Annotated in this window: 19 protein-coding genes and 1 pseudogene; 4 read left to right on the top strand and 16 right to left on the bottom strand. The window is 49.4% G+C overall.

The features are described 5' to 3' along the window. Nucleotides 1-81: 81 nt before the first annotated feature. Both HNY42_RS08960 and HNY42_RS08955 read left to right on the top strand, forming a co-directional pair. On the top strand, nucleotides 82-660 hold the full coding sequence (locus HNY42_RS08960) for a TetR/AcrR family transcriptional regulator (RefSeq protein WP_012370324.1): 579 nt from the start codon (nucleotides 82-84) through the stop codon (nucleotides 658-660). 32 nt (nucleotides 661-692) lie between these two features. Further along, nucleotides 693-1,877: an MFS transporter gene (locus tag HNY42_RS08955; RefSeq protein ID WP_131504099.1), complete on the top strand. Its 1,185-nt coding sequence runs from the start codon at nucleotides 693-695 to the stop codon at nucleotides 1,875-1,877. Nucleotides 1,878-1,949: 72 nt separating this feature from the next. On the opposite strand, the gene HNY42_RS08950 is transcribed toward HNY42_RS08955, so the two are convergent. The 4 genes from HNY42_RS08950 to HNY42_RS08935 all read right to left on the bottom strand — a co-directional run bounded on the left by HNY42_RS08950 (nucleotide 1,950) and on the right by HNY42_RS08935 (nucleotide 4,432). Continuing rightward, nucleotides 1,950-2,555, bottom strand: coding sequence for an HAD-IA family hydrolase (locus HNY42_RS08950; RefSeq protein ID WP_188004272.1), 606 nt, complete (start codon nucleotides 2,553-2,555; stop codon nucleotides 1,950-1,952). Continuing rightward, on the bottom strand, nucleotides 2,540-3,052 hold the full coding sequence (locus HNY42_RS08945; RefSeq protein ID WP_188004271.1) for an NUDIX hydrolase: 513 nt from the start codon (nucleotides 3,050-3,052) through the stop codon (nucleotides 2,540-2,542). Before HNY42_RS08945 ends, HNY42_RS08950 begins: the two co-directional genes overlap by 16 nt. After that, on the bottom strand, nucleotides 3,049-4,134 hold the full coding sequence (locus HNY42_RS08940) for a flavin monoamine oxidase family protein (protein ID WP_188004270.1): 1,086 nt from the start codon (nucleotides 4,132-4,134) through the stop codon (nucleotides 3,049-3,051). The genes HNY42_RS08945 and HNY42_RS08940 overlap by 4 nt, the downstream gene beginning before the upstream one ends. 121 nt (nucleotides 4,135-4,255) lie before the next feature. After that, nucleotides 4,256-4,432, bottom strand: a complete 177-nt coding sequence (locus HNY42_RS08935; RefSeq protein WP_012370320.1) for a hypothetical protein — start codon at nucleotides 4,430-4,432, stop codon at nucleotides 4,256-4,258. A 218-nt stretch (nucleotides 4,433-4,650) separates the two neighbouring features. Between HNY42_RS08935 and HNY42_RS08930 the strand changes: the two genes are divergently transcribed. After that, nucleotides 4,651-4,860, top strand: coding sequence for a helix-turn-helix transcriptional regulator (locus tag HNY42_RS08930; protein WP_014970328.1), 210 nt, complete (start codon nucleotides 4,651-4,653; stop codon nucleotides 4,858-4,860). After that, complete coding sequence (locus tag HNY42_RS08925) at nucleotides 4,857-5,333, top strand: hypothetical protein (RefSeq protein WP_188004269.1); 477 nt, start codon at nucleotides 4,857-4,859, stop codon at nucleotides 5,331-5,333. Before HNY42_RS08930 ends, HNY42_RS08925 begins: the two co-directional genes overlap by 4 nt. 4 nt (nucleotides 5,334-5,337) lie before the next feature. Here the strand turns inward: HNY42_RS08925 and HNY42_RS08920 are convergent, their stop codons facing one another. From HNY42_RS08920 to HNY42_RS08870, 12 genes and pseudogenes are all read right to left on the bottom strand, one after another. Continuing rightward, complete coding sequence (locus tag HNY42_RS08920) at nucleotides 5,338-5,757, bottom strand: GNAT family N-acetyltransferase (protein ID WP_114595898.1); 420 nt, start codon at nucleotides 5,755-5,757, stop codon at nucleotides 5,338-5,340. 90 nt (nucleotides 5,758-5,847) lie between these two features. Next, complete coding sequence (locus HNY42_RS08915) at nucleotides 5,848-6,351, bottom strand: YusW family protein (protein ID WP_012370314.1); 504 nt, start codon at nucleotides 6,349-6,351, stop codon at nucleotides 5,848-5,850. A gap of 87 nt (nucleotides 6,352-6,438) precedes the next feature. Further along, a pseudogene (locus tag HNY42_RS08910) lies at nucleotides 6,439-6,858 on the bottom strand (universal stress protein). 17 nt (nucleotides 6,859-6,875) lie between these two features. Continuing rightward, a complete protein-coding gene (locus tag HNY42_RS08905) occupies nucleotides 6,876-8,339 on the bottom strand; it encodes a SulP family inorganic anion transporter (RefSeq protein WP_188004268.1) in 1,464 nt (487 codons plus the stop codon). A 198-nt stretch (nucleotides 8,340-8,537) separates the two neighbouring features. After that, complete coding sequence (locus HNY42_RS08900) at nucleotides 8,538-10,199, bottom strand: FAD-dependent oxidoreductase (protein WP_188004267.1); 1,662 nt, start codon at nucleotides 10,197-10,199, stop codon at nucleotides 8,538-8,540. Nucleotides 10,200-10,218: 19 nt separating this feature from the next. Further along, nucleotides 10,219-11,523, bottom strand: coding sequence for an arsenic transporter (locus HNY42_RS08895; RefSeq protein WP_131504089.1), 1,305 nt, complete (start codon nucleotides 11,521-11,523; stop codon nucleotides 10,219-10,221). 73 nt (nucleotides 11,524-11,596) lie between these two features. Then, complete coding sequence (locus HNY42_RS08890) at nucleotides 11,597-11,911, bottom strand: ArsR/SmtB family transcription factor (RefSeq protein ID WP_131504088.1); 315 nt, start codon at nucleotides 11,909-11,911, stop codon at nucleotides 11,597-11,599. A gap of 85 nt (nucleotides 11,912-11,996) precedes the next feature. Then, nucleotides 11,997-12,281 carry a hypothetical protein gene (locus tag HNY42_RS08885; protein WP_188004266.1) on the bottom strand — a complete coding sequence of 95 codons (285 nt, stop codon included), beginning with the start codon at nucleotides 12,279-12,281 and terminating at the stop codon, nucleotides 11,997-11,999. Between the two features lie 12 nt (nucleotides 12,282-12,293). Then, nucleotides 12,294-12,731 (bottom strand): VOC family protein, encoded by a 438-nt coding sequence (locus HNY42_RS08880; protein WP_188004265.1) that lies wholly within the window; start codon nucleotides 12,729-12,731, stop codon nucleotides 12,294-12,296. After that, complete coding sequence (locus HNY42_RS16245; protein WP_255508289.1) at nucleotides 12,728-12,874, bottom strand: hypothetical protein; 147 nt, start codon at nucleotides 12,872-12,874, stop codon at nucleotides 12,728-12,730. The genes HNY42_RS08880 and HNY42_RS16245 overlap by 4 nt, the downstream gene beginning before the upstream one ends. 3 nt (nucleotides 12,875-12,877) lie before the next feature. Then, nucleotides 12,878-13,303: a GNAT family N-acetyltransferase gene (locus HNY42_RS08875; RefSeq protein WP_255508288.1), complete on the bottom strand. Its 426-nt coding sequence runs from the start codon at nucleotides 13,301-13,303 to the stop codon at nucleotides 12,878-12,880. A gap of 67 nt (nucleotides 13,304-13,370) precedes the next feature. Further along, on the bottom strand, nucleotides 13,371-13,763 hold the full coding sequence (locus HNY42_RS08870) for a hypothetical protein (protein WP_131504085.1): 393 nt from the start codon (nucleotides 13,761-13,763) through the stop codon (nucleotides 13,371-13,373).

Genomic DNA, 13,763 nt, shown 5'->3' with positions numbered 1-13,763 from the left:
TAGCGACCTTCGGCTTTTTTGTTTGACAATCGTTTTAAATCTGTTAGGCTGTTAACTAACGACCGTTAGGAAGGTGACGAAATGAAAGCTTCATTATTATTACAAACGGCCCTGCGGCACTTTGCCCAGCATGGTTATGAAGGAGCGTCCTTACAGGAGATCGCGCAGGACGTCGGCATCAAGAAACCATCGATTTACGCGCATTACCGCGGAAAAGATGATTTATTTTTGACAGCGATGCGTTACGCCCTCGACACACAAAAAACGCATCTCGCCACGTACTTTATCTCGACCCGTCATCTGTCACTCGAGCAGAGTCTGAAAGGTTTTTTTGACTGGTTCCTCGAGGAGAGCACCCAAAATGATCAGCTGAAGTTCATTTTACGGATTGCTTATTTTCCGCCCGTCAAACTCGAACGGGAAGTGACGGATTTGATTAATCCGTTTTTTGATACGATGCAACGCCATTTGACGCGTTTGTTACGGGAACGCAATCGGACGGAACAGATTTTATATTCGGATGATTATGCCAGTGCCGCCCTCGCCTATTTGACGGTGACGGAAGGGACGATGACCGAGTTCGTGTTCAATGGCGTCGCCGCGTATGAACGGCGTTTCACCGCCGTTTGGCCGATTTTTTGGCGCGGACTTGTCCGCTGATGATTTAAACTACAGAAACAGAGGAATTCACCATGCAAAACAACAAATTGATCTTAGGCACCCTGTTGCTTAACCTGTTTATCGCCTTTCTAGGGATTGGTCTTGTCATTCCCGTCACGCCGACCATCATGAACGAGCTGAACATTTCCGGTTCGACCGTCGGTTACATGGTCTCGGCATTCGCCTTTGCCCAGCTTGTATTATCTCCGCTCGCCGGCCGGGCCGTCGACAAGTACGGCCGCAAGCCGATGATCATCATCGGTCTGTTCATCTTCAGCATGTCGGAACTGCTGTTTGGTCTTGGTCAATCGGTCGAAGTCTTATTTGCGTCGCGGATTTTGGGCGGTGTCAGTGCCGCCTTCATCATGCCGGCCGTCACGGCGTTCATCGCTGATATTACGACAAACGAAACCCGTCCGAAAGCCCTCGGCTATATGTCGGCGGCGATTTCGACCGGATTCATCATCGGACCGGGCATCGGCGGTTTCCTGGCCGACATCGGAACGCGGATGCCGTTTTTCTTTGCCGCCGCATTTGGACTCACGGCAATGATCTTGTCCGTCTTTACATTACGCGAACCGGAACGGCATTATGAACAGACAACGATTCCCCAGCAGAAGACCGGTTTCCGGAAAGTCTTTTCACCGCTCTACTTCATCGCTTTTATGGTGCTGCTGATTTCTTCATTCGGACTCGCGTCGTTTGAGTCACTGTTTGCCCTGTTCGTCGACCGGAAGTTTGGCTTCACGGCAAAAGATATCGCGCTCGCGATTTCACTCGGAGCAATCGTCGGTGTCATCGTCCAGGTCGGGTTATTTGAGCGACTGACGCGCTGGTTCGGTGAGATTCGTCTGATCCGCTACAGCCTGATTGGTTCGACCCTGCTCGTCCTCGTCATGACCTACGTAACGAGTTACCTTGCGATTATTCTCGTGACGATGGTCGTCTTCGTCGGCTTTGACTTGATGCGCCCTGCCGTCACGACGTATCTGTCGAAGATTGCCGGAAACGAACAAGGTTTCGTCGGCGGAATGAACTCGATGTTTACGAGTATCGGAAATATTCTCGGACCAATCATCGGTGGGATCCTGTTTGACGTCGATCTCAACTATCCGTTTTATTTCGCGACCGTCATGCTTGCCATCGGCATCGCCCTGACGTTCGTCTGGCGGGAACAACAGCCGGCTGATCTGACGGCTGAAGAAAAAACATCATGACAAAAGGCCCGCACGTGTTACGTATTCTTAAAGGAATTCGTGTCCGTTCGGGCCTTTTTTGAATTGTGATTGTCAAACAAGCAGATTAGCCAGATTTTTCAGATCGGAAACAACATACGTTGCGACAGTTTGATCCGCCGGCATGTCCGCAATCAGGCAGGAGTCAATTCCAGCTTGATGTCCCGATAGTACGTCAAGTTCTCGGTCACCAATCATGATGGTTTCAGCTGGTTCCATCTGATAGTGTTTCATCAGATACTGAATTGCGGCCGGATCCGGCTTTCGGGCAAATCCCCGCTCGGCCGTCACTACATCCCGGAAGACCCCGGTCAATCCGTTCGCCTGTAACAGTTTAAACGTCGATGCTCCGCGATGCGTCAGGATGTAGTTGTGTCCGTCATGTTTTTGAATGGAGCGGCAGAGCTGCGATATGTCGGTAAACGGTTGAGCCGATTTAAGTTCTGCCTGTGCTTTTTGTTCTTTGAACTGTGAAATCGTGTCCGCATCAAGGCCATACTTTTCATAGGCCGTTTTCGCCGAGATTTTCATCGCTTCAAAAATCGACTCAATCGCAACATTCTGTCCCTGCCTGCGTAACGTCTCCTGCAAGACAGTAGCCATGACCGGATAGGTATCAAACAGCGTCCCGTCAAAATCCCAAATTACATGCCGGTACATGGAATCGCCTCCTGCCGGACAATCCAGTCCTGTACTCGGGTCAGTTTATCCGTTTCCGGATTTTTCAAATAGTCGAAGGCTTTTAAGACAAGCGGTGACGCGTTCGACGCTTCGACGTCCGTCCGGCTGACCCAGGACGAACCGGTCGAATCCTGCCCGTCAAATGTCTTTGGTACAGACCGTTCCCCAACTGCTTCTAACACGCGGAAAAATACGCCGATATGATGCAGATGCGACGCCCGGTGCCAGTCGGACTGAAGGAAAAATTCAAACGTTCCAAGCAACTGTTTGGAACGGACCGTCAGCCCGGTTTCCTCTTGGAATTCACGGTCCAGCGCGTCCGGCAACGTCTCGAAATCTTCCAGACTCCCACCCGGCAAATCATACCGGTACGTGTACGGTCCACCCTGCTTATGAATGACGAGCAGTTTTCCTTCATTATAATAGATGCCGTATGTACCGAATGCCCGGTGAAATGTCGGTTCGTTTGTATTCATGATTCATCCTCCCTCATATACGTTGTTAACCATCGCTCGACCGATTGTAACGTCCCTTCTAAATGGCCGCCGAACGTAGGATCACTTTCCGTTCCAAGCAGCGTGACCTTGTCCTGCAACGCATCTTCCAGTCGAATCGGTCGATAGTCCGGAAAATCGGTTAACGGTTCAGCATCTGCTTTCACTGCCGTCTCCGGTTCCTTTGCCCAATCCTGATACAAAACGGCAATCGGATGACCGGCTTCCTCTCCGAATAAACGGATCAACTGTTCGATGACCTGCCGCTTTACTGCTGTTTCTCCAAGCGTTGCACGCTCCGTTGCCGTCAGGCGGAAAAATCCGAATAGGGCTCCGGGGCCGGTCGGCGGTGACGCATCATGGATTTCCTGCAGCACACCGGACCAGCTGATGGCGAAACCGGATCGACCGCTTTGCCGCCAAAATGGGGTATCGTACACGGCGACCACCTTCGCTTGCCCGGCCATCCAGGTTGGTGTTGTCCTCAGTTGATCGTGCACGGATTCTGGTAAAGCGGGACGCCATTGGATCAGTCCGCTGAGTCGCGGCGGGAGTGTCACGATAACGTGATCAAACGTTTGCCGGATTCGGCTCCCACTCTGCTCCATCGTCAGTTCAACCTGATCCGTTGCCTCAATCGCCGTCACACGGTGCGCCAGTTGAATCGTTCCGGGATGCAGCCGTTCCGCCAGCGCCTCCGTCACGCTGTGCATTCCGTTTACCAGTCTGTGCGATAAAACCGTTTGACCGTCCGGTAACCGGTGTTGTTCGACTTGCCCCGGTGACCGTTCGAGCATCATCGTCCCTTCGATCGCCTGAACAAGGACCGGCAGTTGCAGACTCTCAATCAGCGTCGTCATCAACCGTTCTGTTTCCGGCCAATACCAGGTCGGTCCGAGATCAAACGCATAGGACTGATCTTTAAGCGTCACCGTTTTCGTCAGGACCCGGCCGCCGATCCGGTCACGTGCTTCAAAAATCGTGACCTCATCTCCCCTTTCCTGCAGACGCGAAGCGGTGTACAAGCCGGTCAGACCGGCACCGACGACAGCGATTCGTGGCATGTTGATCCCTTCTTTCCAGTGATTTCCTTCTCAGTGTACCGAAAAACAATTCGACCGCCTACTCTTTAACATAAGCAAACAAAAAAAACAGAGCGTCATCCGACACTCTGTTCGTCGTTCCTTAGGATGATTGCATATGTTGCCAGTCGTCTTCATCAAAGATCGACTGGACCCATTCGGTGGAAACATATAATGATTTGGCGATGGCTTCGTCGGATTTCCCGAGTTTACGTAGCAAATGGACGATTCGAATCCTTCGCTCGAGTTCACGCTCGTCAGGTAACAATTCCGGCATCATGTCGGCGCCTCCTTTCTCTCTTTAAGCCAACCGTCATCGTTTTGTCTAAGTTACCCGTTTATCGGTTGAATATTCCGATAATTCAAGAGGTTCGATGATTTTTGATAAAGAGTCTCAAAAAAGTAACAGTATGTTTTTCGTTTAAATGTAAAACAGACTTTACAAAAAGTAAAACACACTTTACAATTCAAGTATCAATTAATGAAGGAGAAACTGTGATGAAGCTGACGAACCGGGTTAAATCGTTGCGCAGCAGCAACGGATGGACGCAGGAACAATTTGCTCAGATGATCGGTGTTACACGTCAAACCATCATTTCGCTTGAAAAAGGCAGTTACACCCCATCTCTGTTGCTTGCGATGCAGATTGCACGGGTGTTCGAGCGTCCGGTCGAATCGATTTTCTACTTGGAGGAGGAATCGGAATGAAACGTGTCATCATTCAATCGTGTTTAAACATTTGTATGTATTTTCTGGCAGCTGTTTTCATTAGTTCTATTCACGATCAACTAAATGTTTTTCAAAATGATCCGGTCAAAGGAACCGGCTTCAATCTGACACTGGACCTTTCCATTATTCTTCCTGTCATACTGATCGCAATTGGTCTTTCGGTCACCGGCTACTGGATGCGAACAGATAAGAAGAGTTCTTTTTCCAAGTGGTCGTCGTCGACTACAGAGTTTTCTGATCAAGATGAACGGGAAGAAGTGATCACAGGAAAGGCAACACGCGCCGCCTATGTGACTTTTTTAATTACTTTACCCGCTCTAATGATTTGCTTTTTATTTGATGTTCCGCTGATGTCGATTTTTCCAAACTTTTCATTTTACGCCATTGCGCTCGTCTTAACAGCAGGAACGCTTTCCTATATGGCGGCCTGGGTCTATCATTACCAACGCTAAACACTCATAAATGCTTTACGAAAAAGTACTGGGTCTGTCCTTCCGCCGGATGATCGGGCAGACGACCGTATTCCTCGAATCCGAGTTTTTCATAAAAGCCCGGTGCCTGAAAGCTGAACGTATCAAGCAAGATCTTACTGCATGATTTTTCTTCGGCAATCGATTCGATTTTTGCCATCAGCTGTTTTCCGGTACCGCCGATTCGGTTTTCCGGGTCGACCCACAAAAAGTGCACCTGCAGATGATTCCACACATAACTTGCCGTAACACCGCCGAGGAGTTGCTCGTCTTCATCCCATGCCAAAAAGCAATATGATTCCGTTTCCGTAAAGAGCGTTGCCGGAACGTGTTGTCGGTTATAAGCAATCAGTTGCTCCCGGATCCATTGCCCATCTTCCGTCGTACCGCTTGTGATTTCCATCATTCAAAACCCCCGATTGAAATGTTTTACAATACGTTCTCATCATATCATGGAGAGAAAAGAAAAAGAGGCGCCGCTTGGCACCTCTTTTTTTTACTTCTTAAATTCTTTTTCTGTACCATCGGCAAACTCGATCTCGATTTCAAGACGGGTCGCGTCATTGATGCCAAAGACTTTCTCGACTTGAGCAATCGCGTCATCATTTGACGTATCGGCATCAAGGTTCAGTTCGTCGAGCTTGGCATCCAGCGTCTTCATCGCTTCATTGCCTTGCGCCTGCTCACCGTTCATCTTGTAATCGGCTTCCGTCCCGTCGTTATCACGGTCATAACTAATGTCGACGGCGTCCATCATGTCCGAAGTATCTGCCTCGACTGACAGACTGACGAATCCGTAATCTTTGTCGGCATTGTCCGTCACTGTATCCTGATCTTGTGTACCTGACGTATCGTCGTTCATCGTGCTGTCATCCGTCATCGAATTATCATTTGTCGTTGTCGTTTCCTCGACTTTTTCAGTTTCCTGATTGTCCGAATTGCCGCATCCTGCGGCAAACAGGGCAAGACCAAGAACCGGTACCAAATATGTCTTCTTCATTAGAATGACCCCCTCTTTTTTTGACTATCCCCTGGGTCAAGACACATAAATCATTTTAATGTGCGATTTCAGAAAAAGATTCACTCGTCACTTCACAATCAAAACCGGACCTTTGACGCGTTTGGCAATCTTATGACTGACACTACCGAGCATCATCTCCTACAGACTGTTTAACCCCCGGCTGCCGATAATCGTTAAATCGACCTGCTTTTGATTGGCGTGATCCACAATTGTCGGACCCGGCTCACCGCGAAGAATCGTCACGTAATAGGAGACATCCGCTGCTTCGAGCTTTTCTTCGACCGGTGCCAGTCTTTTTCTGCGGGCCACTTCAAGCCCTGCCGTTCCTTCCGTATGCAGGACATCGTCTTTAATTTTTCCAAAATCGGCGACGAAAACGACTTCCACCTGACTGTCCGGACTGAGCTGGGCAATCTTAATTGCTTCTTCCGCCGCCCGGACGGAATGGTCCGAACCGTCGACGGCTAATAAGATATGTTGATACATAACCGTTCCCCCTTAACTCAATGTGTGGAAATTTTCGGGATCGGATCCTGATGAACCGCCAACCGATCAATCAGTTTCTTACTTTCCGGATTCAATCCAATCAGTTCGACTTTGTTTTGATTCGCCATCAAGCGGAGCATCACCTTGTCAATCGTTCCGACGGCCGAATCATCCCAAATTTGGGTGCTGCTGAAATCAATCCGGATTTGTTGGTTCGTCCCCTCATAATCAAACGAAGCGATGAAATGATCAACCGACGCGAAGAATAACGGACCTTTGACGGTATATACCGTTTTTCCGGACGTTATCTGTTGCTTGATCTTGATTTTCGAGACTTTGGCGACAAAGAACAGGGCACTTAACACGACACCTGCCATGACGCCGATTGACAGATCATGTGTGGCAACGACGATGCTGACTGTCGCGAGCATCACGAAGGCATCGGCTTTCGGAGCTTTACGGAGATACGTAAACGACGACCAGTCAAACGTGCCAATTGAGACCATGATCATGATTCCGACAAGAACCGGCATCGGAATTTGAACGACCCAGTTTCCGAGGACGATGATCAAAAACATCAGGAACAGCCCGGCGATAAGTGTCGACAGCCGCCCACGTCCTCCTGACTTGACGTTGATGACCGATTGACCGATCATCGCGCAACCCGCCATTCCGCCGAAGAAACCGGTGATGAAGTTCGCAATCCCCTGCCCGCGGGCTTCCTTGTTTTTTTCGCTTTCCGTGCCCGTCATATCGTCGACGATCGTCGCCGTCAGCAATGATTCCAGCAAACCGACAATCGCGAGTGCCAGTGAGTACGGGAAAATGATTTGAAGCGTCTCGATGTTCAACGGGACGTCCGGTAAGAAAAACGACGGTAATGACCGTTGAATCGTTCCGAGATCACCGACCGTCCGCAAATCAATATTCAAGTAGATCGCCGCAATCGTCAGCACGATGATTGCGATCAGCGGTGCCGGGATCGTTTTAAGAAAACGCGGTAACAGATAGACAATCGCCAGCGTAATGGCGACGAAGACGTACGTCATCGTGGAAATCCCGATGAAATGCGGGACTTGGGCCATAAAAATCAGAATCGCCAGTGCATTGACGAACCCGATCATGACGGCACGCGGAATGAATTTCATGACCCGTGCAATCTTGAAGACCCCAAAGAGAATTTGAATGACTCCGGTTAAGATCGTTGCAGCAAGCAGATAATCGAGTCCGTGCTCCTTGACGAGCGGAACCATCAACAGGGCCATCGCACCGGTCGCTGCTGAAATCATCCCCGGCCGGCCACCAACAAAGGCAATGATGACAGCGATACAAAACGAAGCGTATAATCCGACCATCGGATCGACTCCGGCGATGATCGAAAAGGCAATCGCCTCCGGAATTAACGCCAGGGCGACGACGATGCCTGCCAACACATCACCTCTGATATTTGAGAACCACTGTTCTCGTAGACTCATTTTCATTTATTTCTTCCACCTTTCTGTTGAGAACTGTTTCTTTCTCAACATCCTGTCCTGTTTTGAATATCCACAGTCTAGCACCATTAGTTTCAAAAAGGAACAATTTTGGTCTCATTTATTTTGCAACAATCAACTTAACCGTATGAAAAAGGAGTTCATCCGAATCGATGAACTCCTTTTCGCGTATCTTATTTAGTTGCGTCAGTCCGCCAGACATTTCTTGCAGTGTTGGTAATTTTTGTTGCCGCCGGATAAGTTACAGACATCCGTAAACCCAAGGTTCTTGAGCACGTTTTGCGCGGCGTTCCCGGTTACCCCCTTGTTGCAGTAAACGATTGTCGGCAACGTCGCATCAAGTTCTTTCGCCCGTGTCCGCAACTCGCCGAGCGGAATATGAATCGCACCGTCGACGTGATTTTTTTCGAACTGTGTTTTCGAACGGGTGTCGATGATTTGGAACGACTTGCCGCCGGCGACTTGTTCGATCAACTCATTTGGTGTCATCAAACGGGCTGTTTTTTTAATGGCATTGTCGAGTGCCATCCCGGTATAGAGCACCGGATCCTTTGTCGTCGCAAACGGTGGCGCATAGGCGAGATCGAGATGGAACAGATCCTCCGCCTTTGCCTTGAATGTAATCGCCGTCGCGAGGACATCAATCCGTTTGTCGACCCCTTGCGGACCAACGATTTGTGCCCCGAGGACACGGCCCGTTGCCCGGTCAGCAATCGCCTTGATGACCATCTCTTTTCCGCCCATGTATTCCGGACGATCCGGTTTAATATTATGGAGGACTTCAATGTCATATCCGGCTTCCCGCGCTTCTTTTTCCGTCAAACCGGTCTGCGCGACCGTCAGATCAAACGCTTTGAAGATGCCGGTTCCAAGAATCCCTCGGTGTTCCGCTGCTTCCCCGGTGATGACCATCCCGGCAATCCGGCCCATTTTGTTGGCGGTCGAACCAAGTGGGCGGTAAATCGCTTCTCCGGTAATGACGGAGAAACTTTCCGCGACGTCGCCGACGGCATAAACATCGGTCAGACTCGTCTGCATCTTCCGGTTGACGGCAATCGCACCCGTCTGCCCGATTTCAACACCAATCTGTTTCGCGAGTTCGGTATTCGGTTTCACTCCGACCGACAGGATGACGAGATCTGTTGCAATCGACTTGCCGCTCTCGAGCGCCACTTCCGTTACACGCTCCGTCCCGTTGAATGCCGTCACCGATTCACCAAGCATCAACTCGACACCTTTATCTTCTAAATGATCAGCAACCCGCTCCGCCATATCGCGGTCAAGCGGCGGCATGACTTGCGGCAGGCGTTCGACGAGCGTCACCTGAATCCCGCGGTACGTCAGTTGCTCCGCCATTTCAAGACCGATGAAGCCGCCACCGACGATCGTTGCCGTCTTTGGATCATGCTGTTCGATGTACGAGCGGATCGCATCGGCATTCCGGACATTGCGAACCGTAAAGACGTTGTCGTGATCAACACCCGGGAGCGGTGGGACGATGCTTGACGCACCGGTCGCAAGCACCAGTGTATCGTACGTATCGGTAAACTTGTCACCGGTCGCCAGATTAACGATGGTTGCCGTCTTCGTTGCGTGATCAATCGATTCGACTTCGTGCCGCGTATGGATGTCGATGTTATAGCGTTTTTTGAAAAATGCCGCATCGCGTGGTGTCAATTCGTCGATGTCGGCAATTTCCCCGCCGACGAAGTATGGAATTCCACAACCGGAATAGGAGATGTCATGATCGCGGTCATAAATCGTAATCTGTAAATCTTCACTGTTCCGACGTGCTTTTGCACCAACCGATGTCCCGGCAGCAACTGAACCAATGATCAACAATTTCATGTAAGTGTCCTCCTGAAAATTAATAAAGTAACAAACTGATGTACAATCCGAGCAACGTAATCGCAAGCGTTGGAATCGTCAGAATCGTACCGATTTTAAAGTATTGTCCCCAGCCGATCTTGACACCTTTTGAGCGCAAAACGTGCAACCAGAGTAAGGTCGCCAAACTTCCGATCGGTGTAATTTTTGGACCTAAGTCGGATCCGATGACGTTGGCATAAATCAAGGCTTCCCGGATGATTCCGGTCGTTTGACTGAGATCGATCGCCAGTGCATCAATCATCACGGTCGGCATATTGTTCATGATCGACGACAGAACAGCGGCAAGGAAGCCCATCCCGAATGTCGCACCGGCAATCGTCGTCGCAAAACTGTCGATGACATCTGCGAGAACTTGCGTCAATCCAGCATTTTGCAGACCATAGACAACGATATACATCCCAAGCGAGAAGAAGACGATCGCCCACGGTGCGCCGGCGATGACTTTTTTCGTCGGTACGCTTGGTGAACGACGTGCCATCAAGAGGAAGAACAGGGCGATGACACCGGCAACGAGACTGACCGGAATGCCGATCAAGTCACTTGTGAAATAGCCGACGACAAGCAATACGAGTACCAGCCACGATAACTTGAACATCCGCTGATCCTTGATTGCTGTATGTGGGGCGACGAGTTGCGTCACATCATAGGTCTTCGGAATACTTTTGCGGAAGTACAAATACAACACAAGCAGACTGCCGATGACGGAAAAGACGTTGACGAACACCATACGCGACGCATATTCCGTAAAGCCGATGTCAAAGAAGTCGGCCGAGACGATATTGACGAGGTTTGAGACGACGAACGGCAGACTCGCCGTGTCCGCAATGAAGCCGGAAGCAAAGACGTACGCCAAAACGACATAATCCGGTAATTTTAAGTAGCGGACAATTGCGAGAACGATCGGCGTCAAAATCAACGCTGCGCCGTCATTCGCAAACAAGGCCGCCACAATGGCACCAAGCAGTGTCAGATAGACAAACAGTTTGACACCGCCGCCTTTGGCGATCCGTGCCATATGAAGCGCCGCCCATTCGAAGAAGCCGATTTCGTCTAAAATCAACGAGATGATGATCAGAGCGATAAAGGTAAATGTCGCGTTCCAGATGATACCCCAGACAGTCGAGACATCATCCAGGTTCACAACGCCGGTCAGTAAGGCAATCAATGCCATCCCCATGGCGGAGTAGCCGATGCCGAGACCTTTTGGTTGTTTGATGATTAAGAATAACGTGATCAGGAAAATTCCGATCGCAAGTAGATGTGTGCCGGTCAATGCGTTCACTTCATTTCTCTGTTAATTTTTCTTTTTCTGTACATAACCAATCTGTTATGTTCAAAATCGCTTTATTTCTGACTTAACACTGTTTCCGTTGAACATCCGGTAAAGGAGTTGTCGTTAAGATGGTCAGCAGCAATGCATACCGGGGATGATCCGGATTGAGACGAAAATACGTCCACTGCCGTTCACGACGTTCCAAAATCAAATGCGCCTGCCGTAACAATTTTAAGTGCCGGCTCACGGCCGGTTGTGAAATGGCAAACAGTTCAACAAAATCACAGACACAATGTTCGCGGACTGCCAAACGACGCAGGATTTCAAGACGTGTTCCATCACTAAGCAATTTCAGGAACTGACTCATCTCATCGACCGGTGTCACGGTTAGAGTCATGGGAAGACCTCCTTTTTTTAGAGTAAACAATAAGAAAATCGTCAGTCGACAGTTGCAGACGGACGATTTATATATAACCACTTTATTATATAACCTTTTTGTTATGCAATCCTTTTTTTGACTGGCGCCGGACAAAACGCGGATACAGCTGATTGACTGTCAAAAAGTAGACAAAAAAGACAGTGAAGTAAAAATTGATGAATTTTTTCATTTCTTCGGTACTCAGCCAGATTGATTCATCGTACATCAACCGTCCCGATGCCGTGATGACGACAGGATGCGTCGCAAGCGTCAGACCAATCAGGACGAATAAGCAAACACCAAGATCATTGAGCCAGACTTGGGTGCTGCCTTTTGGATTATGAAACATCCAATCCCTCCTTTATTTTGGAATCGTTTCAGCCAGTTCCAGTAAAATCCCATCCGGTCCCCGCACATAACAAAGACGGTATGTTTCTCCAAACTGTTTGACCGGATGAATGGCTGTATATCCCTGCTGTTCTACAAGCCGGATCATTTCGTCAAGCGACTCGACGTTGAGGCAAAGATGACGAAGACCCCTTGAGTAGACTTCGTTAGATGACGGATGAGAATCAACCGGTGACTGATAGTGAACGAGTTCAAGCCAGGTCTCTCCATTCGGAATACCGAGTGCGACACACGTTGTTTTCGCTTCATGCAGACCCGTCACCCGGTCGAGTTGCGGTCCGGACGCCTCCCATTCACCTTTGACGACGAATCCCAGGCTGACGAAAAAACGTGTTGCCTCTACAAGGTCCAAGACGTTAATGCTGACATGATCCATCCGGTTGATGTTCATACCCGGTTTTCCTGTTTACGTTCTTGCCGGCTCGCCTGATAGACCGGTTTTAATAATGAGAAGATCCGTCCGTCATGCGACGTTCCGCCTTGAAACAGGTAGCCACGCAACACCCCTTCTTCTTCAAATCCGATTCGCGTCAACAGCTAGACTGATGCTTCATTTTCTACAAAGGTCACCGCCCCCATCCGGTACAAACCGAGTGTCTCGAACGCGTATGTCAAGACAGCTTCAATCGCTTCCGCCGCGTAGCCGCGCCGCCAGTGTGCCGGATCAAGTTCAAAGCCGATTTCCGCCTTTTTACTGTACAGACTGAGATGATTCAGTCCGATGGTGCCGATGAACGTTCCACTGTCACGGGTGACGATCCCCCAGCGGATGCCTTGCCGGCTGGCAAAGGTGTGTTTAAACGAACCGATGATGTTCAAAGCATCGTCTTGTTTCTGAAGCGAATCCATCCCGTAAAAGCGGGTGACGTCCTCGTTCGACAGAATGCAAAAGATGGCCGGCGCGTGTTCGTCTGTGACTTCAATCAGTTGCAGTCGTGCAGTTTTTAGTATTGGAAAAGGCATAGGGGATTCCTCCAGTATTTAAATTTGTAAGTTATGTACTGATACTTAACTGTTTAATATTTGTATCCTAGTCATGCTTTAAGTGCTTGAATTCATGCGTGTCGTTTTTATTGTGAAATCCACTCAATTCCACACGTCCTTCGAGATTGACCTTATACTCATACGCAGCATCCGGTTCGTTTTGAAAGGGTACGGTCGAGATGGTCCACTTTTCGCCCGGAAATTCCTTCGCGAGATATGGTTTGACGACTGTCACGTTTTTCTGAATCTGCGCCTTGATGTCTTCCTCATCCGGCTGATTCATTAAAAAACTGCCGAACATCAGACAGAGCACTCCTGCAGTCATCAAAGCCAGCATACGCTTTTTTCCCGTCTTCACTAAGCCGAACACTACAATCGGAAGCACAATCAAACCGAATATCTCGTAAAGAATCCATTCAATGAGTTCATGTGGTCCCAT

The organism is Exiguobacterium sp. Helios (assembly GCF_014524545.1).
Taxonomy (GTDB): Bacteria; Bacillota; Bacilli; order Exiguobacteriales; family Exiguobacteriaceae; genus Exiguobacterium_A.
Note: the sequence above shows the minus strand (reverse complement) of the source record. Positions and strands in the feature narration are given on the sequence as shown.

What these genes read in the sequence shown, in the direction of transcription:
- HNY42_RS08960 (WP_012370324.1), top strand. Translation starts at nt 82, where the DNA reads ATGAAAGCTTCATTATTATTACAAACGGCCCTGCGGCACTTTGCCCAG.
- HNY42_RS08955 (WP_131504099.1), top strand. Translation starts at nt 693, where the DNA reads ATGCAAAACAACAAATTGATCTTAGGCACCCTGTTGCTTAACCTGTTT.
- HNY42_RS08950 (WP_188004272.1), bottom strand. Translation starts at nt 2,555, where the DNA reads ATGTACCGGCATGTAATTTGGGATTTTGACGGGACGCTGTTTGATACC.
- HNY42_RS08945 (WP_188004271.1), bottom strand. Translation starts at nt 3,052, where the DNA reads ATGAATACAAACGAACCGACATTTCACCGGGCATTCGGTACATACGGC.
- HNY42_RS08940 (WP_188004270.1), bottom strand. Translation starts at nt 4,134, where the DNA reads ATGCCACGAATCGCTGTCGTCGGTGCCGGTCTGACCGGCTTGTACACC.
- HNY42_RS08935 (WP_012370320.1), bottom strand. Translation starts at nt 4,432, where the DNA reads ATGATGCCGGAATTGTTACCTGACGAGCGTGAACTCGAGCGAAGGATT.
- HNY42_RS08930 (WP_014970328.1), top strand. Translation starts at nt 4,651, where the DNA reads ATGAAGCTGACGAACCGGGTTAAATCGTTGCGCAGCAGCAACGGATGG.
- HNY42_RS08925 (WP_188004269.1), top strand. Translation starts at nt 4,857, where the DNA reads ATGAAACGTGTCATCATTCAATCGTGTTTAAACATTTGTATGTATTTT.
- HNY42_RS08920 (WP_114595898.1), bottom strand. Translation starts at nt 5,757, where the DNA reads ATGATGGAAATCACAAGCGGTACGACGGAAGATGGGCAATGGATCCGG.
- HNY42_RS08915 (WP_012370314.1), bottom strand. Translation starts at nt 6,351, where the DNA reads ATGAAGAAGACATATTTGGTACCGGTTCTTGGTCTTGCCCTGTTTGCC.
- HNY42_RS08905 (WP_188004268.1), bottom strand. Translation starts at nt 8,339, where the DNA reads ATGAAAATGAGTCTACGAGAACAGTGGTTCTCAAATATCAGAGGTGAT.
- HNY42_RS08900 (WP_188004267.1), bottom strand. Translation starts at nt 10,199, where the DNA reads ATGAAATTGTTGATCATTGGTTCAGTTGCTGCCGGGACATCGGTTGGT.
- HNY42_RS08890 (WP_131504088.1), bottom strand. Translation starts at nt 11,911, where the DNA reads ATGACTCTAACCGTGACACCGGTCGATGAGATGAGTCAGTTCCTGAAA.
- HNY42_RS08885 (WP_188004266.1), bottom strand. Translation starts at nt 12,281, where the DNA reads ATGTTTCATAATCCAAAAGGCAGCACCCAAGTCTGGCTCAATGATCTT.
- HNY42_RS08880 (WP_188004265.1), bottom strand. Translation starts at nt 12,731, where the DNA reads ATGAACATCAACCGGATGGATCATGTCAGCATTAACGTCTTGGACCTT.
- HNY42_RS08875 (WP_255508288.1), bottom strand. Translation starts at nt 13,303, where the DNA reads ATGCCTTTTCCAATACTAAAAACTGCACGACTGCAACTGATTGAAGTC.
- HNY42_RS08870 (WP_131504085.1), bottom strand. Translation starts at nt 13,763, where the DNA reads ATGGGACCACATGAACTCATTGAATGGATTCTTTACGAGATATTCGGT.